This window comes from Actinosynnema sp. NPDC023794, from assembly GCF_040639675.1.
GTDB lineage: Bacteria > Actinomycetota > Actinomycetes > Mycobacteriales > Pseudonocardiaceae > Actinosynnema > Actinosynnema luteola.
Genome location: NZ_JBFAFR010000008.1, coordinates 38,240 through 62,906 on the forward strand (window position 1 = coordinate 38,240; position 24,667 = coordinate 62,906).

A 24,667-nucleotide genomic window follows, 5' to 3' on the forward strand; every position below is an offset into this window, starting at 1 on the left:
GGCGGCCCACCGCCAGGTCACCCGACCCCGGTTCTCCCGACTGCCGTATGCGACCACGGCGGAGCGGCAGAGGAATCGGCTCCGGTCGGCTCCCCGCGACCGGGCGCCGCCCGGCGCCTCGTCGCGCGCACCGGCACTGCCGGGCGTGCCGACGGTGAACGCGGTCATCGGGCCATCACATCACAGGTGATCGGGCCGGGCCCTGCGATGGCGTGCGTGATCACAGCCGATCCGGCCGCGGCGCGAGGCCGGTCGGCGGCGAGCCGGAGGGGCGTCGCCCGCGCGGGCCCGTCGGTTCGACGGGCGGGCTCAGCGGCGTTCGAAGACGACCTTCCGGCGCTCGGGGTCGGCCTCCACCAGGCGCACCGCGATCCGTTCGCCTTCCGGCAGGCCCTCGCCCGTGCAGCGGCCCATCACCGGCGGTTGGGCGACGAAGACGTCCGCGCCTCCTCCGTCCGCCCGCAGCACCACCGCCTCGAAGTGCTGGCCCACCCGGTCGGCCAGCACCCACGCCTCGACCTGGTCCAGGCACGCCCGGTCGACCTTGCTCGCCAGCGCGTCCGAGCCGCCCATCAGGCCGGGCAGCAGGGGCAGCGCCTTGGCGAGCCACTCGGGCACGTCCTCCCCCGCCGTGACGGCCAGGCACACCTCGGTGGCGAAGCGGTCCACCAGCCGGCGCAGCGGCGCGGTGACGTGCGCGTACGGCGCAGCCAGGCCCGCGTGCGTGGAGACGGCGGGCACCTCGCCGTTGAACGCCGTGTAGCCCGCGCCGCGCAGCAGCCGGGTCGCGTCCACGAACAGCGCCAACGCCTCCGGCCGGCTCGGGTCCAGGCCCGCGAGCAGGCGGGACGGGGTCACGCCCGCCGGCCACGGCACGCCCAGCGCGTGCGCGGACCGCCGCAAGGCGTCCACCGCGCCGTCGTCCGCGTCGGGCAGCGTGCGCAGCACCCCGACCTTCGCCCCGATCATGATCCTCGCCGCGGACATGCCGGTGAGCAGGGAGATCTCCGCGTTCCAGGAGTCGACGTCGGCGCGCGGCCGGACCGCGAGCTTCCAGTCGCCGTCACCGTTCGGCACGATCTCCTGCTCGGGCAGCTGCAGCTCCACCGCGCCGCGCTCGGCCGCCCGTTCCCGCCGCAGCCGGCCGAAGTCCGGCAGCGCCTCGACCGAGGGGTGCGGCGTGCCCGCGTCGAACTGCGCCTGCACGCCCTCGTAGTCGAACTGCGCGGTCGAGCGCACGAGCGCGCGGCGCACCCGCACGTCGACCGGCTCGCCGTCCGGGCCGCACTCGAACGTCCACAGCACCGACGGCCGCGTCTGCTCCGGCAGCAGGCTCGCCGCGCCCTCCGACAGCACCGGCGGGTGCAGCGGCACGTTGCCGTCGGGCAGGTACAGGGTCTGGCCGCGCTTGCGCACCTCGGTGTCCAGCGCGCCGCCGGGCACCACGAACGCGCCCAGGTCGGCGATCGCGTAGTGCACCCGGAAGCCGGACCCGACCCGCTGCACCAGCAGCGCCTGGTCCAGGTCCTTCGCGCCGGGCGGGTCGATGGTCACGAACGGCAGGTCGGTCGCGTCCTCGCGGTCGGCCGGACCGACGTCGCGCGACACCGCTGCCTGCGCCTCGGCCAGGGCATCGGCCGGGAACTCCTCGGGCAGGCCGAACTCGGTCCGGATGCCGCCGAAGTCCAGGTCCGCTCGGCCGGTGCGGATCACCATGGGGTGCACCCTAGGCCGGCCTCAGCGCTTGCCCCAGTCCTTATCGGCCTTGTCCTCGGCTTTGGTCCGCTCCCGCGCCAGCTCCAGGGCGCGCTGCGCCGTGGCCTCGTCCGGGTAGGGGCCCATGCGGTCACCGCCGCGGCAGCCGACGCCGTGCTCGACCGTCCGGTGGGTCAGGCAGTAGTACCAAGCGTTCGGGTCAGAAGCCATGCCTCCAGGTTTGCATGCGCCGGAGCGCATGTCATGTTCACCACTGGGGCGGTCGTGGCGCCTGCACGGGCACCGGGCCCGACTGGGGGAACGTCGGCTGCGGCACGACCGGCGGCGGCTGGGGGAAGCCGCGCGGCGGCGTGTTCTGGTTGGCGTTGGCGAACTCGCCCGGGATGGGGTCGAGCACCGACACCAGCACCGTCTTGTGCTCCGGGTCGGTGATCAGCGCGCCGCCGCGGTCCCGGTAGACCAGCTCGCCGTCCGAGTCGATCTCCACGATCGCGCCGACCTCGGCCAGCTGCTCCTCGTCCAGGTCGACCAGCCGTTCCATCCGGGACGGCACCACCCGGTACACCGGCCAGTTCAGGTGCGCGTACGTGCGGTGGAAGTCGGCGAGCAGGTGCGCCATCTGCTGCTGCCACGGCAGCGGCATGGCCTCGACCAGCGACCGCGGCAGCACCGCGTACGCCTGGTCGGTGCCCGGCGGCCGGGTGTTGAGGTAGTCCCGCGTCGGCGTGCTCGACGCGGGCGGCCCGGCGTGGCGCTGGATGGGTTCGTGGTTGAACACCGTCGTGCCTCCCTACACGCCCGGCCGGACGGCCAGTGGCATCAACTCGTGGTAGGTCCAGTTCACCTTGCTGATCTTGACCACGTCGCCGGTCTGCGGCGCGTGGATGTACTCGTCGTTGCCCAGGTACATCGCCACGTGGTGGACGGTGACCGGGTCGGCGGGGTTGGTCGCCCAGAAGATCAGGTCGCCCGCCTTGGCCTCCCGCACGGGCAGGTACGCGCCGCCGGCCATGTACTGGTCGTTCGCCACCCGCGGGATCTTCACGCCCGCCGCCGCGAACGCCTTGACCAGGATGCCGGAGCAGTCCCAGGCGTCCGGGCCGTTGCCGCCCCACAGGTAGGGCTCGCCGAGCTGCTGCTTCGTGAACTCGATCGCGGTGCCGGCCGCGTTCGACGCGAGCAGGAAGTCGCCGACGCTCTCACCGCACCCGGCCGGGTCGCTGACGTCGCCTTCCTTGCTGATCAGGAACGCGGCCATGGCCTCCCAGTTGTGGTACCGGTCGGGGAACGCCGACCGCTCCACGTCCTGGGCCGAGTCGCCGGGCCGCTGCTCCTCCCAGTCGGGCAGCTTGAGCAGCACGTCGTAGAACTTGTTGATCGCGTAGTGGGGGTCGGTGACCTGCTGGGGCGTGCCCCAGCCCATCGACGGGCGCATCTGGAAGATGCCGAGCGAGTCGCGGTCGCCGTAGTCCAGGCTGCGCAGCCCCGACTCGGTCATGCCGGCCTGGATCGCGATCTGCCAGGCCAGCGGCGGCAACTTGCGCTCGCGGCCGATGGAGATGATGTTGGCGACGGTGGTGCGCTGCTCGTCGGTGAGCCGTTCCGCCTCCCGGCGTCCCTTCTCCTCGCCGCCGCCGCCCCACGGGCCGATCGAGGCGTTGCAGCTCGCCATGCGGATGCCGGCGGCTTCCTCCGACGGGGTGTTCTCGCTGAGCACGGTGGACACGCCGTTGGTCACGGTCACGGCGACCACGGCCACCACCGCGACGACCACGAGCCCGATCTTGAGCATGTCACCCCACCTTGGTCCACTCGGTCACGACCCAGCCCTCGGGGAGCTTCGCCACCGTGACGATCAGCTTGCCGTCCTCCAACCGGGCCTCGAACTCCGCCGATTCGGTGAACGACTTGATGGCCTTGACCGGTTGGTCGATCACCGCGGGCACGTTCACCGGGTCGACCGACTCCAGCGCGGGGAACTTCTCGTTCGAGGTGTGCGGCTTGAGCCCGGCCAGCCACTGCTCCTTGGTCGTCTTGCCCGGCTCGAACGCGCTGAACGCGTCGACCCACATGTCGGCGACCAGTTGCGCGTTGGGGTTCACCGGGGCCGAGGTGGGCGCGGCGGTGGGGCTCTGCGCCTTGGTCGGCAGCGCGCTGGAGGTGGCGTTGGGCAGCACGCCGACCTGGTTGCCGCCGCTGCCGCCGGTCACCACGGTGGACGTGGTCCCCGCCGTGCCGCCGCCCTGCCGCGGCTTGATCGCGTTGGGGATGACCACGCTGATCGTCGTGACCAGGACGGTCACCCCGACGATCGAGGCGACGAGGTGGCGCGGCGAGCGCAACGGCCAGCCCCACAGGCGTCGGTACACGGCCGCCCGGCCGCGATTGGTTCGGATCGGCATCAGCTGTCCCTGACCTCAAGCCCGCGCGTGCTGTCCCTGACCTCGAGCCCGCGTGACGGCCGGTAGATCACGTGGACCGGCCGCCCCGCCACCACCTCCGCCTGCGCGACAACCGGTTCCCGGGCGGGTTGGGACTCCATCACCTGTTGGGACCGGTCGGGGTGGGGCCAGCGCATGCGGGACGGCACGAGCACCGCGTCGTCCACCCGGTCGTAGTTCCGGTCGGCGATGGGCACCGCGTCGACCACCCTGGACCGCCCGGACGGCAGCGCCGCCGGACCGGCGTACCCGCCACCGGGCAGCGCCGCGGCGCCGTTCCCGCCACCGCTGCCGAGCTCGCCCACGCTGTTCCCGGCCCGGTCCAACCGCTGCGCCGTGGCGGCAACGGGGTTGGCCGCCTCGGGCCGCACCCGCCGCCGGTCGCGCTGCGGCACCTCGGGCCCGTCCGGGTCCGCGTCGCGCACGGTGTCCCAGAACTCCTCCTGCGGCGAGGGGCCTTCCTTCTTCTTGCGCAGCCTGGACAGCACGCCGCCGCGCATCGGCAGCGCGTTGCTGGCCGAGCCGACCGACATCTCCACCATCTGCCACATCCGGCGCAGCGGTTTGCCGACCATGAAGCAGACCAAGGTCAGCATCAGCCCCAGCAGCGCCTTGGTCAGCAGCGTCAGCCCACTGGCGTTGAAGATCGCCTGGAGCAGCAACGCGTGCGTGCCCGCGAGCACCGCCAGCACCAGCACGTTGAACACGGTCACGGCCGCCGCGCGGGCGACCTTGCGCAGCAGGTCGTGGTGGATCAGCGCGACGAGGCCGATGAGCGGGCCCGCCAGCGTGAGCACCCGCAGCAGCAGCTGCGCCAGCAGCACCGCGGCCTTCGCGAACAGCTGGAACAAGGAGAACGCGACGGCCTGCAGCAACGACAGGAACCCGGCGCCCGTGCGGCCACCGTCCTCGCCGCTGAAGTAGCCCTTCGTCGGGCCGAGCTGCGCGTAGATGTTCTTGTACTCGGCCTTCTTGGCGTCGAGCGCGGCCTGGTCGCCGTCCTTGTGCTCGGCGAGCTCCTGCACCGTCCACGACTGCGCGGCCAGCAGCCTCGGGCCGAAGTCCCTGGCCTGCGGCGCGTCGGGCGTGCCGAACTCGCCGCGCAGCCAGCTCTGGTAGACCACGGTCTGGTGCAGGTCCGACGGGAGCTTGTCCAGGGTGTCCTGGTTCGCGTCCACGTCGATGAAACCGGCCTGGATCTCCGAGGTCTTGGTGACCAGGGTGCTGTCGAGCAGGTTGTAGAACTGCGGCAGCGCCAGAGTCGAGGTCGCCAGCCACATCGCGGCCAGCGCCCACAGCCCGCGCTTGCTGATCGAGGCCAGGTCGCCCTGCCAGATCTGGCGGAACATCAACACCGCCAGGATCAGCGCGACCAGGCCGAACCAGCGCAGGTAGACGTTGTCGTAGACCTTCTGGACGCCCGTCTTCACCGCCTCGTCCAGCGGTTGCAGCAGGCCCTGGCCGACGACGGTGTAGTGCAGGGCGTTCGTCGCGCCGACGATGTTCTTGCCGACGTTGAACAGCTCGTTGCCCATCCAGGTGTCCAGCACCGGGCTGGCGTTGGGCACCAGGCACTTCTCCTGGTAGGTGTGCCAGACCATGCCCGCGTACCCGTGGTTCAGGTACGGCGTGTTCGGCAGGCCGTTGCCGATCGGCGGGTCGATCGCGCCGACCATGCCCGAGCCGGGCCGCTCGGGGTTGGGCGCCTCGCCGCACGGGGCGGCGCTGGCGGGCGTGGCGCCGATGACCACCTGGAGGCCGATGATCGCGACCACCACGGCCATCGCACGCCACCGGGCGCGCGCCGGTCGGCCGTGCGCCTCGGCGTGCTCTTGAGCGTGTCTGAATCGCCGTCGCGCGTAGAGCGCGACGGCGACCAGCGCCACCAGCAGAAGAGTGCTCATGCGACGCCTTCCCGGCCCGGTCGGCGGTTTCCTCCCTCGCCGTGCGCCGAGTCGACCAGCTCGTCGGTCAGGCCGACCTCCAGGTCGGCGGCCAGCTCGTCGTCGTACTCGTCGGTGTACTGCTCGGCGTACGCGAACGGGTCCTGCGGCGGGGAGGAGACCTCCACCTCGGTCGACTCCGAGCCCTCGCGCATGGCGTCCGGGGTGGTGTCGAGGGCGTTGCGCAGGTGCTCCAGGTGCGGCCCGGAGAAGTCGATGCGGATCCGCTCCACACCGCCCGCGCCGTCGCCGAAGATGAACTGCCGCGGCGCGCGGTCGCGTTCGAGGTTGGTGCGGACACCGCCCGGGCGACGGCCCAGTGACGCCACCACCTGCTCGTAGCCCGCCCCGATCGGCACCTTGAGCAGGCGCAGCGCGTCGGCCTGGGCCTGGTCGTCGTCCAACCGGCCGACGAACACCGAGTCGAGCAGCGTGACGAAGCCCTGGATCTTCAGGAAGTCCGCCGGGATCTGCGACGACAGCAGCACGCGGACGTTCCACTTGCGCGAGTCGCGGGCGAACCGGTTCATCAGCACTCGACCCGTCGGCACCTCGGACAGGAAGAACGCCTCGTCGATCCAGACGCCCTTGCGCAGGTCCTTCGGCCGCTCGTAGATCGAGCGCTGGGTCAGCCACGCGGCGAGGTTCAGCATCTCCACGCCGAGCGCTTCCGCGTCCGTCCAGTGCTCGCGGCCGACGCCGTCCTTCGGCAGGTTCAACCCCGCCATGGTCAGGACGGTCAACCGGTCGTCACGCGCTTCGTTGTACGGGTCCAGGTCCTGCTCGGGGATGAGCAGCGACATGCGCTCCCGCATCTCGTCGAGGAAGTCGGCGACGACGACCGCGTGCTCGTGGTGCTCGCTCGCGTCCCGCCGCAGCGCCTCGAACACCATGCCGGGGTGCGCGTCGGGCCGGCCGCCGACCGTGCGGACCGCGCGCAGCAGCACGATCCGGGTCTGCGGCAACCGCGCCACCTCGAACGGCAGCAGGCCGGACAGCACGTCCAGCACCAGGCGACGCCGGGTGGCCGCGGCCAGCGCGCGTTCCCGCCGCCACGCCCGTTCCGGGTCCTCCTCGTCCATGAAGTGGTCGAGTTGCGGCTCGGCCACCACCCGGTACGGGTTGAGGATGCCCGCCTGCGCGTTGAGCAGGTTGATCGGCCGGGCGTAGGGCTTGAGCTCGGGCAGCTCGCACAGCGCCGCCAGCGGGCCGGACGGGTCGAGCAGCGTCCAGTGCGCCCCGGCGCGCAACGTCTTGTAGACGATGCCGCCGCCGAGGAACGACTTGCCCGCGCCCAGCCCGGCGACCATCGCGGTCAGGCCGGACGAGTCCCGCAGCTCCTGCGCCATCCACGGGTCCCACGCCACCGGGCGGCGGGTCGCGGTCACCGTCTCGCCCAGGAGGATGCCGCGGCGGTCGCCCACCTCGGCGGTGGCGGTGGGCACGGCCGAGGCCGCCCACAGCACCGAGCCGCGGCGCAGGTAGGCCGACGACGACAGCGGCTCGCCCGGGATGAACTCCCGCGCGATCGCGTACTGCGCCTCGGGGTGCTCGATGGCCACCTTCGGCTTGTAGAGGTCGAGCAGGCCCTGGGCCAGCCGCAGCGCCTCGCGCTCGGTCGGCCCGGACACCGCCAGGCGCCACCAGCTGCGCACCCGCGTGCCCAGCGCGGTGAAGCCCGACGTCATCTCGTCGTCGATCTCCAGCACCCGGGACGCCTGGCGGGCCAGCGACTGCGGCGGGTCCAGCTCGTGCTCGTCGGTGTAGTGGCGCACCTGCGAGCGCACCTTGCTCATCTGCCGCTGCAGCTCGCCGGAGACCTCTTCGGGTCGCCGCACGTAGATCCGCGCCGACCACTCGACGGCGGCGGGCAGCCGATCCGACCGCTGCACCCACGGGTCGTCCTGCTCGGGGATCTGCAAGCCGTGCATCAGACCGACGGTGAGCACGGCGACGTGCCGCTTGATGCCCGCGTTCGACCCCGTGCGACCGCGCACGGTGACCGTCGGCGAGTACGGCTCCTGGTGGAAGTCGGCCGCGTCGGTGAACGACGCCAGGTCTTCCGGCTCCCACGGCGCGCCGGGCACGGCGGGCAGGTTGCGGGGCGCGGGCAGGCCCAGCGAGCACGACCGGTGCATCAGCCAGGCCATCTCCTCGGCCGTGGCCGGGCGGCCCTCCAGGCCGGCGGAGCCGATCACCTGGTCGAGGTGGTCGATCTCGGACTCGATCGCGACCAGCTCGGCGTCCACCGCGTCCGGGAAGACCTTGCGCAGCACGGGCGCGGCGCGTTCGACCGCGCGGTCCATCATGTTGCGGGTCTGCACCTGGACGCCGAGGTAGACCTCCTTCTCGGCCATCGACCGGCCCATCAGCTGCTGCTGCTCGCCGACCATGTAGTCGTCGAAGCTCAGCGTGCCGGGCGTGTCCGGCAGCCGGCGCACGGCGTTGTGCACGTGCGCCTCGGCCCACATCCGGATCGGGTACGGCCGGTTCGTCACGCGCAGGTGCATCCAGCGGCCCTGCAGCTCGGCGTACTGGCCCGCGATGGCGGCGATCAGGTCCTGGCGCTGCGAGTCCGACCGGAACGACCAGCGCTGCGGCGCGAGCCGGTACCAGGCGTAGACCTCCTGGCCGGTGCGCAGCAGGTGGCCGTCGATGCTACGGGCCGCGATGGACGGTGTGTAGCTCGGCACGGCCTGCTCGCCCGGCAGGCGGCGACCGCGCTTGCTGTAGACCTTGCGGTCGTCGCGCCCCGCAGCCGCGTGCTGGGCCACGTGCGCAGCGGATCGTCGGTCACGGTCACGCCGGCGTCCGAACACCGCGCACCTCCTTCTGACGGCGGTCTTGCTGCGTGCGGTGCTGGGATCGGGTGGCGGCGCTCGCGCGTTTCGCACCCCTCTTAGGACGTTTGCGCGGGCGGTGCGCGTTGACCCGGATCCGCGCGGCGCTGGCCGCGCCGCCCCGGCCCGCCGTGGTCTCCCGCGGCGCGGTCAGCTCGCGCACCCACATCGCCACCACCGACGACAGCGGGCGCTCGTGGCTGATCCGTGCGCAGATGAACCTGGTCAGGGCGACCGTGATCACGAAGCCCCAACCGGTGTTGATGACGTCGAAACCGAAGCCGACCTGCCGCTGGACAGCCGTCACCAGCAGGAAGACCACGATGCCGACCCCCCACGCGACGTACCGCGCACGCCACGGGAAGGTTGCTTTGGGCGGGCCGAGCCAGACGGCGTCGACCCGGTAGACCTCGTCGTCAGTGCGTACCCGCAAGGGTCACCCGCCGGTGAACAGGCCGGCGATCCACTGGCCGATGTTGGCGCCCGCGTTCGTGGTGACGGCCAGGCCGATGATCGCCAACGCGATGATGACGCCGCCGAGGCGGCGCATGACCCCGGCGTTGTCACCCTTGCCGCCGCCGAGCCAGAGCAGCAGGACCGCGACGGTCAGCAAGAGGAGGGGGACCAGGTTGTCGAGGATCCACTGGCGCACCCCGCCTGTGCCCAAAGCGGGCGGCTGCTGGGCGAGTGTTACCAGGGTCATGGCGGTCATCTCGTACTCCTGAGTACGCAGGACTTCGCCGGGCGGGCCGAGGGGTGCCCGTCCGGTTGGTGCGCTATCGAGTAGAACACGTCTTCGTCACCAGGTGTATCTGGCGATCAGCGGTGCGTAGATCAATAACCGTTCCCCTGGTAGTCGATTACGTCTAATCTGACCACGGACATCATGGATCGGGGGGAGCCGGTGGAGAACCGACGTCCCGGGATTCTCCCGATTGCTGAGATAGTTCACCCGCCTGCGAAGCCCCTGGTCACGCACAGTGTGCAAGACCATCAGCCCACTTCCCGCCGGCCACGACGAATCCCCCGTCCGGCTCAGCGGCGGGCACCCGAACGGTCCGCAAGCCGGAGTGACGACGCCGAGGAGGCTCGCCGATGACCAAGCCGCCCGAGGCCGCGCCCGAACCAGCCGGCGGAGTGAACGAAATCACCGTCTCCGTGGCCGTCTCGGACGATGATCAGGTTACCGGTGGCGACCGGCAAACCGGGCGGCGGGTGCAGCGGACGGTCAACTTCGACCAGGACGTGCTGGAGCGGGCGCGGGCGGCGGCGACCTACCTGGCGGCGTACGAGGCGGAGGCCGGCGTGCGCAGCCTGGCCGACATCGTGAACCCGGCCGTCGAGGCCTACGTGGCCGAGCTGGAGCGCCGCTACAACGGCGGCGCGGCGTTCCGCCCGGTGTTCCGCATGCCGCCCGGCCGCCCGGCCCGCCGCGCCTGAGATCGCCGCGTCCTAGCCGGAGCCGCCGCCGTCGGTCAGTCGGTGGACAGCCTGGACGAATGCCGCCCCTGTCTCCTCGACGAGCTTCCACGTGAGCGCGATTCCACCACCGGGCAGCACCCAGCTGGTGGTCGCCGCTGTGATCACGGTCCGGCCGCGGAAGTCCTGCTCCCGGACCAGCGGCTTCGACGCGCTCAGGAAGAACGGGACCACCGTGGCCCTCGCGATGCCGACGTCTCCGAGGTCGAACTCGTAGCGGACTCCGTCCGAGGTCTGCGCGATGGGGAAGTGCAGCAGGTGACCGAGCTTCGGCACTTCGACGACGTAGCAGTACGCCACCCTGACCTCGCTGCCGACCAGGTGCTCCATCACCGCCGACGAAGCGGTGTGGGCGAGCACCCCGACCTCCTCGCCCGAGGGCAATGGCGTGACCTCATGGGTCACCGCAATCCGCAAGTCCTCGTCATTGACGCGGACGTACTCGAGCGCGAACGACCTCGCATCCTGATAGGTATATCGACTCATCCGGTTGGTGTGCCAGAAGACGTCGTAGTCACCCGGCGTCCCGATGCGACCCATGATGGCGCCGGCCGAGTCGGTTGCGCCGAACTTGAGGTGGGCACGGCGCAGTCTGCGCACGTAGGAGACCGCGATGCGGGCGGTGAAGTAGCGGCCGGGTTCCTCTGGCAGATCACCGTCCTCCAGGAACTGCACTCGGGTCTGGAAGTCGCGGGTCAACTCGATGTTGGGGGCGGCTTGTGGAATCAGAGAGTCCGAGACGTCGCGCGCCAGGCTTTCCTCGCCGAGCCTGGCCGCGAGCACCGCCTTCGTGGCGTTGGTCAGCTCCGTCACAGACAGTCGGCTCAGCGCGGCCGGGTTCGTCACGGCGTCAACGGTGAGACCTCTGAGCACTCCCTCGCGCTCTTCTTCGAGTGACCGGCGGATGGTGTCGTTCAACAGTGCTTCACTCTGCCTGCGGATCAGCCCTTCGTAGATGGACCCGACGAGGAACGCGCCCAGGAACGGCTCGCCGATCGAGTCCCAAGGCACCGATCGCCAGGGTTCGTCGAAGACCACCCAGCTACGCTCGACCGCCGAGTGGACCATCAGCACGATCAGCCCGATCAACAGGACCAAGGACAGGACCAGGTAGACCTTCCAGCGCTTGAGCGCCAAGGACCCGCTCATCACACGGAGCCCGCATCTCTGAAGTCGTATCTGAGGTGCCCACGCTCGACGTGTTCCAGAGCGAGGTTCCGGGACACGACCTGACCGGCCTTGCGCAGCGTGATGAGAGCCCTGCCGTCCAGCTCGCGGAGACCTGCGTCGACCGCGGTGAGCGACATGCCCGTGTCGTGGGCGAGCTCCCGGACTGTCATGCCGTCCCGCGCCACCACGGCGACCTGGTACGCCGAAGCGCTCACCACCAGTGATCGCGGGACCGCCAAGACCAGCGACTTGGCTGAAGCGCGACCTTCGCCGAGCACGTCCGGCTGAACACCCCCGCCGGACGGTTGCTCGGCCGCACCAGCCAGCACCTCCTGGAACGCCTCGTTGAGCGCCGCCCGACCGCCGCGCGCGATAGCCAGGACCTCGGCGTCCCCGCCGACGGCGTCTATAACGAACAGGAGCTGCTTGAGCCCATCCACATACGACTCGAACCGGGAGTTCGCGCTGGAGTTGAGCCGGTAGAGGCGGTGGAGCTTCCGGGCGGCAGACGCACCGTAGCGGTGGCCGATGTACCCGAAGATGCTTAGGTACTCCGCGAGACCTTCTTCGAGGATCGTGCAGGAGTCGTCCGGGCTGATCAAACCGAGCCACACGTGCACGATCTCGTGCGCCACGAAGTACTCGGTGAACAGCGGTTGCAGCGCCGACTCCAGGAAGTAGATCCCGGGTTCGACGCCGTGCCGCTTCCAGTCCCCGAGGTCGGCGGTGAGCGCGGAGAATCCCTTGCTCGCGTAGGGCTCGGGCAGTGTCCGCACCACCCGGACCGGTACGTCGCCGACGTGCACCCCGACTCCCGCGTAGAAGGCCACGATGTCCTCGCGGATCGCCGACAGGCGTTCCTGGTCCGGGACGAAACCATCGAGTCCGCCGAACTCGGCCCGCCGCGTCGACATGGCTTCCGCGGCAACCCGCACCTCGGCGAACGCGAGGCGCCCGCGGACGTCTTCGTCCTCCATGGGCTTGGCCGCCCGGTCGCGATCGCGTGCGGACAGCTCATCGCTCGCCATGCGGAGACCGTCGACCGAACAGGGATACGCGCTCAGCGCCGCTTTGAGCTCATGTTCCAGGTGAATCCTGCGCGCGCACTGACTGCCGTTGACGAACAGGATCGCCTGAAAAAGGTCGAATGCGGTGAGCATCTGCGGTTACGTCCTTTCTTCGCGCTCCCGCCGCGCGTACGCGCGCAGCAACTGCGCCAATGCCCGGTTCTCACTCGGGACGTGGCCGTCCACGACGGCGTCACGCCACCCGACGAACGTTCCGCAAAATTGCGTGCTTCAAGTGGCTGAACGCGTGGCGGGGCCCCTTCCCACCCCCAGGCGCGGAAGGGACCCCGCCTGCTCGCCGGTCAGCTGGTGCCGGAGATGCGCCAGTAGCCGGATGTGGGCAGCGTGTCCGGGCCGACCGGACCCTTGTTCCAGAAGTAGTCGTTGAAGTTGGCCAGGCCACTGCCGCCGATCGGGCCCATGGTCGCCCACCGCACCGACGCCGGCTGGGTGTCGATCGACGCCTGCGCCCACGCGTCACGGACCTTCATCGGCCTGTTCCACCACAGGAACGGCGTCCGCACCAGGTAGTTCGCGAACTTCCCGCCGTGCACGGCGGAGTGGTACGAGACGGTGTCGAAGCTGTTGATCTGGTGCAGGCCCCGGAACGCCTGGCCCCAGCGCGTCGCCCAGCTCTGCCCGCCCGCCGTGCGCTGCAGGATCGAGCAGGTGAACAGGCTCATCCACTCGACGTCCCGGTTGCCCCAACGCGCCTCGGTGTTGGACAGGAACGTGTCGGTGTTGCTGCTGCACCCGGCGAACGAGAAGCCGGTCGGCGAGCCGTGGCCCTGCCAGTACGTCATGTCGACGTCGTCGGCGTAGAGGTGGTCCTGGCCGCCGGGGAACACCGGGTCCTTGAAGTCCCGCTCCCACGCGTTGTGGTTGACCCAGCTGAACTGCACCGGCACGCCCGCGGCGGTGAACCGGTTGTTGAACGAGTTGAGGTTGTTCGCCGTCCACGGCAGGCCGGAGCACGGGCCGGTGCCCTCGCTACCGACGTCGACCCGCCACGTCCACTGCGGGCTGACGGCGCCCTGCTCGCGCGGCGGGTCCACCGGGCCGGGCTCTGGCAGCCGCGCGTCCACGGCCGCGCCGACGATCACGGACTGGACGGCCGCGCCGTCGGAGTTCACGCCGTCGCAGCGCAACCCGGGCTCCAGCTTCTCGACCTTCTCGGCCAGCGGCGGCGCCTCGTACACGTACGACACGGTGGTCGGCCGCACGCTGGTCCCGAGCACCTTCGCGCACCGCTCGCGACCCTCGTCCAGGCTCAGCACCGGCACGCTGCCGGTCTTCACCACGTCGCGGGTGGCGTAGGTGAGGCCGGCGACGGCGCCCTGGCCGTCGAACGCGATCCGCAGCTTGGCGCCCGGACCCTCCAGCGGCACGCCATCGAGGGCGAAGGCGAACGACACCGCAGTGTCCAGCGGCGCGGTCAGGACCGCCTTCTGGTTCGCGTCGACGACCTCGAACGTCGTCTGGCCCGCGGTCGGCGTGGCGTTCGCGGGCAGCAGGCCGATCCCGCGCAGGGTTTCGAGGGTCCGCTTGGTGGCGTCCTCGACGGGGATGGCGCGCAGGCGTCTGAGGGCGTCGACGTCGAGCGCCGTCTGCGTGGTCTCGCCGCCTTCCTCGTCCGGCTTGCCCGCGCCCAGGTCCAGACCGGGCACGCGCAGATAGGTCGACTCGTCGGCGAACGACACCGTGCCGTCGTCGGCGAGCTGGAGGTCCTTGAGGCCGAAGGCGCGTTGCAGGGCGACGGCCTCATCCGCGGTGCGCCCGACGGACCGGACCTCGTACACCGGCAGCTCCGCGGACGCCGCGGCGGATGCGGTGGTGGAGCCCGTGATCGCCGCCGCGCCCATCAGGCCGGTGAGGGCGAGCCAGGTGGTGGCACGCCTCCTGTTGGTGGACATGAGTGTTCCCTCCTCGTGGTACCGCGGGGCAGGACCCGCGGTCTGCGAGGAGGACTCGCGTCGGACCGGGCTGATACCGACAACCACTCGAACGGCCTCATTTGTGTAACGCCGTTGGCACGCAAGGGATGTATAGGCGGGCGCGTGTGCGCCGGAGGGGGCGGAATGGCCGAACGGGCGCACCCGATGGACGGAAGGGGCGGATGAGCCGGCATGTAAGCCGGATTCTGTTCCCGGGCGCCTCGCGGCGGTCCCGTTCGGCGGCCATCCATCTCGGCCTGCCGTTGCCGACAGGCTCTTGCGGCCTACCCGCAGGCATCGGGCGGGCAGCCCTCGAACGCCTGCGCAGGTGCCCTGGGGCACCCTCTTGGCCTTGCTCCGGGTGGGGTTTACCTAGCCGCTCCCGTCACCGGGGGCGCTGGTGGTCTCTTACACCACCGTTTCACCCTTACCCCGACTCGCGCCGGGGCGGTCTGTTCTCTGTGGCACTGTCCCGAGGGTCGCCCCTGGTTGCCGTTGACAACCACCCTGCCCTGTGGAGTCCGGACTTTCCTCGGCGACGGATCCGAGAACCCGTCGACGCGACCGCCCTGCCGACTCATCCGCGCCACCAGGGTACCGGCGGCTTCCCAGGCTGTGGAACCCGGGCCCGGAAACCTTGTCGCGATGTGGGCTTGCTGCTCTACTCGAAACCATGGCAGGAATCGGGGCACTCACCCGCCGCCGGCACGTCGACTTCGGCCGCACCGCCGCCGCGATCTGTTGTCGCTGACACTTTTTACCTCGCACCCCGAGCCTTTTCCTGAAAGGTGTCAGTGACCCATGTCCTCCATTCTGATGATTTCCGGCAGCCCCTCGCCGACGTCCCGGACCGGCGTCGTCGTCGCACACGTCGAAGGGCTGCTGCGCGCGGCCGGGTACGCGGTGCACACCCTGCACGTGCGTCAGCTGCCGACGTTGCCGCTGCTCACCGAGGACCTGAGAGATCCGGAGATCGGTGACGCCGTCGCCGCGGTGCTGCGCGCGGACGGCATCGTGGTGGCGAGCCCGGTCTACCGCGCGGCCTACAGCGGGCTCGTGAAAGCGCTGGTCGACCTGTTGCCGAAGAAGGCGTTGCGCGGCCGGGTGATCCTGCCCCTGGCAACCGGCGGCAGCCAGGGATTCCTGGTCGCGATGGACTACGCGTTGAACCCGCTGCTCGCCGGCAAGGGCGCGGATTCGGTGCTGCGCGGTGAATTCGTGCTCGACCCGGACATCGGCGACGGGACCATCGCGCCGAAAGCCGCCGAAGCGATTCGTGGCGCGGTGGACCGGTTCGCGGTGGCCGTCGAGGACGCCCGGTTCCGGCGCGACGAGCGCGCCCGGCTGCGCCCCGCCGGCTAGCCGCGCGGCCACGGCGACGCGGGGGCACGGCCGGTTGCGGCGTGCCGGTAGCCCGTGGGTCAGCAGGGCGTGGACGGTGCGCAGGGCGTACCGGCATCCCGGTCCGTCAGGGCGCGGGCACCGCCGACGACCCCCTCACTGCTCCGAGCCCGCTTCGCGCCTTTCAACCGGGAGCCGCCACTCGGCGAGGTTGTCCTGAGTGGTCAGGGTGTCGGGGTGGTCGGCGCCCAGGACCCGAACCTGGTCGACGAGCAGGGCCTCCGACTCCGCCGCAGCGCCGGCCGTGTCACCGGCCTCGCGCAGCCGGCGGGCGAGGTGGACGCGGGTGTTCAGGACGTGGAGGTGATCGGGCCCCAAGACCCGCAGTTGGTCGACGAGCAGCGTTCGGTACTCGGCCAGGGCTTCCGCCCGGTCACCGGCTTCACCGCGCCAGTAGGCCAGGTTGTTGCGCGTGGTCAAGGTGTTCGGGTGGTCCGGACCCAAGACCCGGACTCGATCGGCGAGCAGCGTTCCGTACTCCGCAACGGCACCTGCCGGGTCGCCCGCCTCGCCACGCCAGTAGGCCAGGTTGTTGCGCGTGGTCAAGGTGTTCGGGTGGTCCGGACCCAAGACTCGCAGTCGATCGGCGAGCAGTACCCGGTACTCCGCAACGGCCCCCGCCGGATCACCCGCCTCACCACGCCAGTAGGCCAGGTTGCTGCGCGTGATCAAGGTGTTCGGGTGGTCCGGGCCCAGGACCCGAACCTGATCGGCGAGCAACGCCCCGCACTCGACCACCGCACCCGCCGGATCACCCGCCTCACCACGCCAGTAGGCCAGGTTGCTGCGCGTGGCCAACGTGTCGGGGTGGTCGGGGCCCAAGACCCGAACCTGATCGGCGAGCAACGCCCCGCACTCGACCACCGCACCCGCCGGATCACCCGCCTCACCACGCCGGTAAGCCAGGTTGCTGCGCGTGACCAACGTAGCCGGGTGGTCCGGGCCCAAGACCCGAACCTGGTCATCGAGCAACGTGCCGCAATCGGCCGCCGCACCTGCGGGATCGCCGGCCTCGCTCCGCCAGCGGGCGAGGTTGTGGCGGGTGGCCAACGTGTCGGGGTGGTCCGGACCGAGGACCCGGAGTTGGTCGCCCAGCAGCACCTCGCACTCGGCCACGGCCCCCGCCGCGTCACCGGCCTGGCCCCGGCAGTGCGCGAGGTTGCCGCGGGTGGTCAAGGTCTCCGGGTGGTCGGAGCCCAGGACCCGCACCCGATCGGCGAGCAGACCCTTGTACTCGGCCACAGCTCCGGCCGGGTCACCCGCCGCGCTCTGCCAGCGGGCCAGGTTGTGGCGGGTGGTCAACGTGTCGGGGTGGTCCGGACCCAGAACTCGCAGCCGATCGGCGAACAGCGCCCGGCACTCGTCCACGGCCCCCGCCGCGTCACCGGCGTCACCACGGCAGTAAGCGAGGTTGTTGCGCGTCGTCAACGTGTCCGGGTGGTCCGGACCGAGCACGCGCAGCCGGTCGGCGAGCAACGCCCCGTACTCGACCACCGCGCCCGCCGGATCACCCGCCTCACCACGCCAGTAAGCGAGGTTGCTGCGCGTGGTCAACGTGTCCGGGTGGTCCGGACCGAGCACGCGCAGCCGGTCGGCGAGCAACGCCCCGTACTCCACCACCGCGCCCGCCGGATCACCCGCCTCACCACGCCAGTGGGCGAGGTTCGCGCGGGTCGTCAGGGTGTCCGGGTGGTCGGGGCCGAGGTGGGTGCGGGCTTGGCCGTGGAGTGCGCGCCAGTACGTGGTCGCGGCGTCGACCTGTCCGGTGTCGCGCAATGAGCGCCCGGCACGGACGAGCACGGCGTGGAGGCCGGGAGCCAGGAGTGCGGGTGCGGTACGGGTGTGGAGGGTCTCGGTTCCCGAGCGCAACGCCTGGGCGAGATCGGGGTGGAGCGTGTCCACGCCCGGCCAACTGGCGTGGAGGGCGTCGGCGGCGGTGTGGGCCAGCCGGTCGAGGCGTTCGGGTGTGAGGGTGTCGCGGACGGCGCGCTGGACCAAGGCGTGCACGGCCACGGCGCGGGCGGGGCGGGCGGGGTCCAGGGTGATCAGGTTGAACCGGTGCAGGCGGGTCAGCGCGGTCAGGACGTCGTCCTGGTCGAGGTCGCGGTCGAGGTGCGCGGCGAGGTCGGCGCGGACGGCCGGGCTGGTGAACACCGCGAGCGGTGTGCCGTTGGGGTCGAGCAGGCCGGCCAGCTCGAGCAGGGGGCGGGCCAGGCCGACGCCCCGGTCGGCGCGGTCGGGCAGGTCGGCGCGGTCGATGGACAGCGACCAGGTGGCGGCGACCGTGGCCTGGTGTTCGGGGAGGGCGTCCTCCGGCGGGGTGAGTTCGGTCAGGGTGCGGCGCCGGTCGGCCAGCATCCGGCGGTAGGCGGCGACGGTGAGCAAGGGCTGGTCGGCGATGAACGCCGCGGCCTGGCCCAGGGCCAGCGGCAGCCACGCCAGGTCCCCGGCCAGCCCTCGCAACTGGGGCAGGTCGCCACCGTCGGCCGCGCCGGCGGCCAACGCGCCGGTCAGGTAGGCCACCGCCTCGGCTTCGGTGAACACGTCCAGCTCGATCAGCCGGTGACCGCCCCGGGTCAGGGCGGTGTCGCGCAGCCGGCTGGTGAGGATCACCTGCCCCGCCGGCCCCGGCACCGGGTGCACGCCACGCAGGTCCGCGGCGTCCCGCACGTCGTCGAGGACCACCAGCCACCGCCGTCCGGTCGCGGCCAGCCACTCGCGGAACAACTCGGCCCTCTGCTCGGGTGTCCGGTCGGCGATGCGCGGGTCGTCCTCGACCAACACCCGTTGTCCGGCCTCGGCGAAGGCGGTGATCACCGCGTCACGCGACCAAGCCGAGATCCACACCGCCACGTCGAGGTCGACGTCCCTCCACACCGACCACGCGTGCCGGGCGGCGAGTTGGGACTTCCCCACTCCGCCCAGCCCCGACACCACCACCCCCTGACCGGTGCCGACCCCCGCGGCGGCCTGCCCGGCGGTCAACGCCTCCACCAGCCGGACGTGGGCCCGCCGTTCCTGGTAGTGCTCCACGACCACCGGCGGGACACCGACCCGGACCGGCCACGACGCCCGCCGCACCAGGTCCGACCGGTGGATGACGACCGTCGCGTCGCGACCGGCCTGCACCGCCGTGCCCGTGTCCGAGACCACGGCGCGCTGGAGAACCCCGTCCCCGGTGCCACCGCCGACCACCACTCGACCTCGCCCCCGCCTCACCGACGCCATCAGCCCTCACCCACACCATCCGCCCCATCACCAGGCAGCACACCGCACGATTACGGTGACACGGGCGCTGGTGCCACTGGTCCAGGAGGAGGCGGGCGACGCACCGCTAGGCGAGGTGCGACGTGTCGTTGACCAGCCGCACGGAGGCGTGGCCGTCGGGGTAGAACTCGACCACCGACAGCGACGCGAGGTCGAGGTGCAGCCGGAACAGCAGCGACGGGCCGACGTCCAGCGCCATCCGCAGCAGCGACTTGATCGGCGTGACGTGGCTGACCACGACGACGTTCGCGCCGCCGAAGCGGGACACGACGGCGTTGCGCGCCCGCCGCACCCGGTGGTGCACCTGGTCGAAGCTCTCGCCGCCGGGCGCGGGCACGGACGGGTCGCCGAGCCAGCGCCGGTGCACGTCGGGGTCGCGTTCGGCGGCCTCGGCGAAGGTCAGCCCCTCCCACGCGCCGAAGTCGGTCTCGATCAGGTCGTCGTCCCAGGACAGCTCGGCGCCCGTGGCCGTCGCGACGGCCAGCGCCGTCTCCCGCGCCCGTCCCAACGGCGACGACACGACCGCGGTCAGGCCCTCGACCTTGGCCAGCCGGCGTGCGGCGGCCTCGGCCTGCCCGCGTCCGACCTCGGTCAGCGGCGGGTTGCCGCGCCCGGAGTAGCGGCGGGCGACCGACAGCTCGGTCTGCCCGTGGCGCAGCAGGTACAGCCGGGTCGGCTCGCCGACCGCGCCGGTCCACGACACCGGTGACTGGGTCGCCGCCGCGTCCGGCTGCTGCGGCTCGGGCTCGGCCTTCGCCGGCTGGGTCCGCTCCTGCTGGGCCGGTTCCCCCCGGGGAACGCCCGCCTGCTCGTCCATCGCCTGGTTGGCCAGCCGGTCGGCCCGCTGGTTGCGCGCGCGCGGGATCCACTCGTAGCTCACCCGGTCGAACGCCCGCGCCACCTCACGGGCCTGCGCGACCAGCGGCTGCATGGACGGGTGCTTGACCTTCCACCGGCCGGACATCTGCTCGACCACGAGCTTGGAGTCCATCCGCACGGACACCTCGGACGCGCCCAGCTCGGCCGCCGCCCGCAGCCCCGCGACGAGCCCCTGGTACTCGGCCACGTTGTTGGTGACGACGCCGAGACCCGCCGACCGCTCGGCCAGCACCGCGCCCGACTCGTCCAGCACGACGGCCCCGTACCCGGCGGGCCCGGGGTTGCCGCGCGAGCCGCCGTCGGCCTCGACGACGACCCTCACAGCCCCGATTCCCCGGTGCGCACCATGATCGCGCCGCACTCGTCGCACTGGATGACCTCGTCCGCCGCGGACTCCTTGACCTTGGCGAACGCGTTGCGGTCCAGTTCGATGCGGCACGCGCCGCAGCGCCGCGACTGCAGCAGCGCCGCGCCGATGCCCTTGTGCGCGCGCACCCGGTCGTAGAGCGCGAGCAGCGGCTCGGGGAACTGGCCGGTCATGAGCCCGCGGTCGGCGGTGCGCTTGGTCTCGGTCGACTCCAGGTCGGCCAGCGCGCTGTCGCGGCGGCGTGCCGCGTCGGACAGGGCCTCCTGCGCCTTGTCCAGCGAGACGCGGGCGTGCTGGATGTCGGCCTCGACGGCCTCGCGGCGTTCCATCAGCTCCAGCAGGTCGTCCTCCAGCGCGCCGCGACGGCGGCCGAGGGTGGCCAGCTCGTGCTCCAGGTCGGTGAGCTGCTTGGCGCCGACGGAGCCGCCCTGGAGCAGCTTGCGGTCGCGCTCCTCACGGGCGCGCACCTGGTCGATCTCGGTCTCCTGCCGCTTGACCTCGCGGTTCAGGTCGCCCAGGGTCGTCTCGATCGTGGTCAGCGCGTCCTGCTTGGCGCGGAACTGCTTCTCCGCCTCGGCGATCTCCGCGATCTCGGGCAGCGTGCGGCGCCGATGGGTGACGCGCGACAGTTCGGCGTCGACCTGCGCGAGGTCGAGCAGCCTGCGCTGCACGGCGGGATCGGCTTTCACTGAGATCCTGCTTCCTTTTCGTCGATCGAAAACGATCGGTTGTGGATGTTTCGCTCTCCACACCGGCAGCGATCTGCGGTGTGGGAGTCCTGGTCCGGCAGTCTGGACCGTTGGCGATCCCGCTCCTGGAGGATCTGCTTCACCCGCGTGTGGCGGGTGTACAGGCCGATGTCGGGGCCGGCGGCTCGATCCAGGATGTTGATCGCAGCGGCGTGGTCGGCCTGCCACACGGCCCCGCACCGGATGCAGTGAAGCCGGTCCCCCGCCCGTCTTCCGAAGAAGTCGGTACCGGGGATGACTTGTGACGTGTAAGCGGCGTTGACCAGCCGCAACGCAGAACCTCTGCGTTCCGACACGTTCGCCAGTGCCTCGGCGGTGACGCCCTTGGTCCAGGCTGCCAACCGTCGGTTCGTATCCCTCCCCAGCCGCTTGCGGCCGGTGAAGGTCCTTGTCAGGTCTTCGGCCACCACGAACCGGGCCTTGTCGACCACAGCATGCACGGCCTTGAACGTAATGTCGCGGACTCGGCGCTGCCAAGCGGCTGAGCGGCGGTTCCGCTTGATCACGCCGAGGTTGTGGTCCCTGATCCGTCGGGCTTTCGCGTGATGCCCCCGTCGGACTGCCTTCTCGGCGACACCCCGGAGCTTCGCGCGACGCGAGTTCTTCGCTTTCCGGTGATCGGATTCGCTCGTCAACAACTCACCGAGTGCGGGACCGTGGTGCAGCCCGTCGGAGTCGGTGAGGACCTCGCTGTACCCCTTGTCCACGCCGATCCCGCGGTCACCGCAGGGCCTTCTCGGCGACTTCACCGCGCTCGCGTCGATCGTGTAGTGCACCTCAACGCGGCCGTCGCGAAGGATCAGGCGCAGGGTCCCCACCGGCGCTACCGCAGTGTCGAGCGGGATCTTGAGCCGCCTACGGCGCTCCAGCGCGGGTATCGCGAGCCAGACAGGTCCACCCTCTGCCAGGGTGAACGTGCGGTACTGGTCCGAGCGCACCACGATTTGGTTGTGGGTGCGGTTCCGGCCACGTTTCGAGCGCCGGCGCATCAACCGGCGCAGGTACGGATCACCGGTCCATGTGTCGTTCTTCAACGCGGCGAATCGTCGCGTCCGCTCCGCCGGACCGTCGGGTCGTCGGCTGACCGCCTCGCGAACCTTCGCTTTGGCCGCCGCGCGGGTCGCGGTGATGTTCGCGACCGCGTCACGCACCGTTTCCTTCCACGCGTTCGCCGGCACCGTGAAGGATCGGGCAGTGCCGTTGGCCATCCAGTGATCCCGGATGGCCCGGTCCCCGAGCCCGACACCGTTGATCGAGCCGTACTCCCGCCACACTTTCGAGCGGATGGCACCGAGCCGGCGCGCCTGCTCTACGAGCTGCTCGTACTTTCCCGCGTTGAGGTCCGCGGAGTAGGCGACACGGGTGACCTTCACCGCGCACCACCGGTCAGGGTGCAATCGTCCCGCGCCCACCCACGCACGACAGAACAGGCACTGCCGACCGGCGGCTCGGACCCTTGGCTCGTAGCCATCCCGACCACGGTGACCAGCGCCGAGCAGGAGCAAGCAGGGACTCGCACTACGTCACCTCTCCTGTTCGGCTCGTCACGCCCACGGTCCACGGGTCGGTCCGGCGGGTCGAGACGAGGACCTCGACCGTACCGCCGAACGCGGCGCGCACGATGTGCGCCGCCTGTCCGCACCACGGCTGCTCACTGGCCCAGTGCGCCACGTCGACCAGCGCGGGCCCGCCCGCGGCCAGGTGCTCGCCCGCCGGGTGGTGACGCAGGTCCGCGGTGACGTAGGCGTCCACGCCCGCGCGTGCCGCCGCGGCCAGGTAGCTGTCGCCCGCGCCGCCGCACACCGCGACGCGGCGGATCGGCCGGTCCGGGTCGCCCGCCGCGCGCACGCCCCACGCCGTCGCGGGCAGGGCCTCGGCGACGCGCCGGGCGAAGTCGCGCAGCGGTTCGGGTCGGTCGAGCTCGCCGATCCGGCCGATGCCGGTGGCGGTGCCGGGTTCGGCGTCCGCAGGCTCCAGCGGGCCGGTGACGCGCAGGCCGAGGGCCTCGGCGAGGGCGTCCGAGACGCCGGGGTTGGCCACGTCGGCGTTCGTGTGCGCGGTGTAGAGGGCGACGCGTGCGCGGATGAGCCGGTGGACCAGCCCGCCCTTCGGGTCGTCGGCCGGGACGCCCGTGACGCCGCGCAGCATCAGCGGGTGGTGCGCCACGATCAGCTGCGCGCCCACCTCCAGCGCCTCGTCCACTGTGGACTCGACCGGGTCGACGCAGAACAGCGCCCTCGACACGGGTTCGGCGCGGTCGCCGCAGACGAGGCCGACGGCGTCCCACGACTCGGCGGTCGCGGGCGGGTAGGCGGCCTCCAGGACCTCCAGGACGTCCCCGAGCGTGGTCACAGCTCCTCCAGCACGACTCGCAGCGCGTCCACCAGCAGGGCGAACTCCTCGGGCGCGCGGACCGCGACCCGGAGGTGGTCGGCGGTCAGGCCGGGGAACGTGTCGCCGCGTCGTACCGCGATCCCCTTGTCCCGCAACGCCTCCCGCACCCGCTGCCCGTGCGGCACGCGCAGCAGCACGAACGGCGCGTCCGGCGGCACGACCACCAGGTCGCCCAGGGCGGCGAGGGCGTGCGCGGTGTGCTCCCGGGTCTCCCGCGCCCACGCCTCGGCCTCCGCCACGGCCGACGGCTCGCAGCACGCCATGACGGCCTCCAGCACCAGGCTGCCCACCGGCCACGGCGGTCGGGGCAGCGCGAGCCGGGCCAGCAGCTCCGGCGCGCCGAGCAGGTAGCCCGCGCGCAGTCCCGCCAGGCCCCAGGTCTTCGTCAGGCTGCGCAGCACCAGCAGCCCGGGCACGTCGGCGCGGCCGGCCAGCGACTCCGGCTCGCCGGGCACGGCGTCGGCGAACGCCTCGTCCACCACCAGCACCCGGCCGGGCCTGCTCAGCGACGCCACGACCTCCGCCGGGTGCAGCACGGACGTCGGGTTGGTCGGGTTGCCCAGGACCACCAGGTCGGCCTCGTCGGGCACCAGGTCGGCGCGCAGCCCGTAGCCGTCCTCGGGCCACAGCTGCACCCGCTGCACCGGCACGCCCGCGTCGCGCAACGCCACCTCGGGCTCGGTGAACGACGGGTGCACCACGGCGGCCAGGCACGGGTGCAGGTTCGGCAGCAGCGCGAAGCCCTCGGCGGCGCCGTTGAGGACGAGCACCTCGTCCGGTGTGCGCCCGTGCCGCGCGGCGACCGCGACGCGGGCGCGTTCGTCGGCGGCGGCGGCCGGGTAGGAGCCGAGGCCGTCGAGCGCGGCGGCCAGCCGGTCGCGCAGCCACGCGGGCGGGGCGGGCGTCCGCACGTTGACCGCGAAGTCCGCGAGCCCGGGTGCGGCGTCGACGTCCCCGTGGTGGCGCAGCAGCGCCCGGCCGGAATCCTGGCTGGTCATCGCCGCGAGTCTAGGCGATCAG

20 protein-coding genes and 1 other RNA gene are annotated in these 24,667 nt (G+C 71.7%); 2 read left to right on the forward strand and 19 right to left on the reverse strand.

All coding sequences use genetic code 11. The features are described 5' to 3' along the window. Positions 1-309: 309 nt before the first annotated feature. The 9 genes from AB0H12_RS19045 to AB0H12_RS19085 are packed head-to-tail and all read right to left on the reverse strand — an operon-like array spanning position 310 to position 9,652. Positions 310-1,716, reverse strand: a complete 1,407-nt coding sequence (locus AB0H12_RS19045) for an RNB domain-containing ribonuclease (protein ID WP_499624158.1) — start codon at positions 1,714-1,716, stop codon at positions 310-312. A 21-nt stretch (positions 1,717-1,737) separates the two neighbouring features. Next, complete coding sequence (locus tag AB0H12_RS19050) at positions 1,738-1,926, reverse strand: hypothetical protein (RefSeq protein ID WP_230567195.1); 189 nt, start codon at positions 1,924-1,926, stop codon at positions 1,738-1,740. 37 nt (positions 1,927-1,963) lie between these two features. Beyond that, positions 1,964-2,494, reverse strand: coding sequence for a hypothetical protein (locus tag AB0H12_RS19055; RefSeq protein ID WP_499624161.1), 531 nt, complete (start codon positions 2,492-2,494; stop codon positions 1,964-1,966). A 12-nt stretch (positions 2,495-2,506) separates the two neighbouring features. Next, complete coding sequence (locus AB0H12_RS19060; RefSeq protein ID WP_499624162.1) at positions 2,507-3,508, reverse strand: C40 family peptidase; 1,002 nt, start codon at positions 3,506-3,508, stop codon at positions 2,507-2,509. Between the two features lies 1 nt (position 3,509). Further along, entirely contained in the window at positions 3,510-4,118 is a 609-nt protein-coding gene (locus tag AB0H12_RS19065) for a hypothetical protein (RefSeq protein ID WP_499624163.1), read from the reverse strand. Further along, positions 4,118-6,061 carry a hypothetical protein gene (locus tag AB0H12_RS19070; RefSeq protein ID WP_499624165.1) on the reverse strand — a complete coding sequence of 648 codons (1,944 nt, stop codon included), beginning with the start codon at positions 6,059-6,061 and terminating at the stop codon, positions 4,118-4,120. Before AB0H12_RS19070 ends, AB0H12_RS19065 begins: the two co-directional genes overlap by 1 nt. Continuing rightward, on the reverse strand, positions 6,058-8,874 hold the full coding sequence (locus AB0H12_RS19075; RefSeq protein ID WP_499624166.1) for an ATP-binding protein: 2,817 nt from the start codon (positions 8,872-8,874) through the stop codon (positions 6,058-6,060). Before AB0H12_RS19075 ends, AB0H12_RS19070 begins: the two co-directional genes overlap by 4 nt. Before the next feature lie 25 nt (positions 8,875-8,899). Further along, positions 8,900-9,373 (reverse strand): hypothetical protein, encoded by a 474-nt coding sequence (locus AB0H12_RS19080; protein ID WP_230567201.1) that lies wholly within the window; start codon positions 9,371-9,373, stop codon positions 8,900-8,902. Positions 9,374-9,376: 3 nt separating this feature from the next. Beyond that, complete coding sequence (locus tag AB0H12_RS19085) at positions 9,377-9,652, reverse strand: hypothetical protein (RefSeq protein WP_053721548.1); 276 nt, start codon at positions 9,650-9,652, stop codon at positions 9,377-9,379. A gap of 383 nt (positions 9,653-10,035) precedes the next feature. On the opposite strand from AB0H12_RS19085, the gene AB0H12_RS19090 reads away from it, so the two are divergent. Next, on the forward strand, positions 10,036-10,380 hold the full coding sequence (locus AB0H12_RS19090; RefSeq protein WP_499624168.1) for a ParB family protein: 345 nt from the start codon (positions 10,036-10,038) through the stop codon (positions 10,378-10,380). A gap of 12 nt (positions 10,381-10,392) precedes the next feature. Here the strand turns inward: AB0H12_RS19090 and AB0H12_RS19095 are convergent, their stop codons facing one another. From AB0H12_RS19095 to rnpB, 4 genes are all read right to left on the reverse strand, one after another. Further along, entirely contained in the window at positions 10,393-11,556 is a 1,164-nt protein-coding gene (locus AB0H12_RS19095; protein WP_499624169.1) for a hypothetical protein, read from the reverse strand. 11 nt (positions 11,557-11,567) lie between these two features. Continuing rightward, the gene (locus AB0H12_RS19100; protein ID WP_499624170.1) at positions 11,568-12,617 is read right to left on the reverse strand and encodes a hypothetical protein; all 1,050 of its coding nucleotides are present in this window, start codon (positions 12,615-12,617) and stop codon (positions 11,568-11,570) included. Positions 12,618-12,958: 341 nt separating this feature from the next. Then, on the reverse strand, positions 12,959-14,569 hold the full coding sequence (locus AB0H12_RS19105; protein WP_499624172.1) for a DUF6345 domain-containing protein: 1,611 nt from the start codon (positions 14,567-14,569) through the stop codon (positions 12,959-12,961). Positions 14,570-14,769: 200 nt separating this feature from the next. Next, positions 14,770-15,170, reverse strand: an RNA gene (gene rnpB / locus AB0H12_RS19110) — RNase P RNA component class A. A gap of 221 nt (positions 15,171-15,391) precedes the next feature. Here rnpB and ssuE point away from each other — a divergent pair. Next, positions 15,392-15,952: an NADPH-dependent FMN reductase gene (gene ssuE, locus AB0H12_RS19115; RefSeq protein WP_499624173.1), complete on the forward strand. Its 561-nt coding sequence runs from the start codon at positions 15,392-15,394 to the stop codon at positions 15,950-15,952. A gap of 135 nt (positions 15,953-16,087) precedes the next feature. On the opposite strand, the gene fxsT is transcribed toward ssuE, so the two are convergent. From fxsT to cobC, 6 genes are all read right to left on the reverse strand, one after another. Continuing rightward, complete coding sequence (fxsT, locus tag AB0H12_RS19120) at positions 16,088-19,186, reverse strand: FxSxx-COOH system tetratricopeptide repeat protein (protein ID WP_499624174.1); 3,099 nt, start codon at positions 19,184-19,186, stop codon at positions 16,088-16,090. Positions 19,187-19,325: 139 nt separating this feature from the next. Next, the gene (locus tag AB0H12_RS19125) at positions 19,326-20,459 is read right to left on the reverse strand and encodes a bifunctional RNase H/acid phosphatase (protein WP_499624175.1); all 1,134 of its coding nucleotides are present in this window, start codon (positions 20,457-20,459) and stop codon (positions 19,326-19,328) included. Further along, complete coding sequence (locus AB0H12_RS19130; protein ID WP_498774535.1) at positions 20,456-21,193, reverse strand: zinc ribbon domain-containing protein; 738 nt, start codon at positions 21,191-21,193, stop codon at positions 20,456-20,458. Before AB0H12_RS19130 ends, AB0H12_RS19125 begins: the two co-directional genes overlap by 4 nt. Continuing rightward, entirely contained in the window at positions 21,190-22,626 is a 1,437-nt protein-coding gene (locus AB0H12_RS19135; protein ID WP_499624176.1) for a zinc ribbon domain-containing protein, read from the reverse strand. The genes AB0H12_RS19130 and AB0H12_RS19135 overlap by 4 nt, the downstream gene beginning before the upstream one ends. A gap of 145 nt (positions 22,627-22,771) precedes the next feature. Further along, positions 22,772-23,605: a Nif3-like dinuclear metal center hexameric protein gene (locus tag AB0H12_RS19140; protein ID WP_499624177.1), complete on the reverse strand. Its 834-nt coding sequence runs from the start codon at positions 23,603-23,605 to the stop codon at positions 22,772-22,774. Further along, the gene (gene cobC / locus AB0H12_RS19145; RefSeq protein WP_499624178.1) at positions 23,602-24,645 is read right to left on the reverse strand and encodes an Rv2231c family histidinol phosphate aminotransferase CobC; all 1,044 of its coding nucleotides are present in this window, start codon (positions 24,643-24,645) and stop codon (positions 23,602-23,604) included. Before cobC ends, AB0H12_RS19140 begins: the two co-directional genes overlap by 4 nt. Positions 24,646-24,667: the final 22 nt, after the last annotated feature.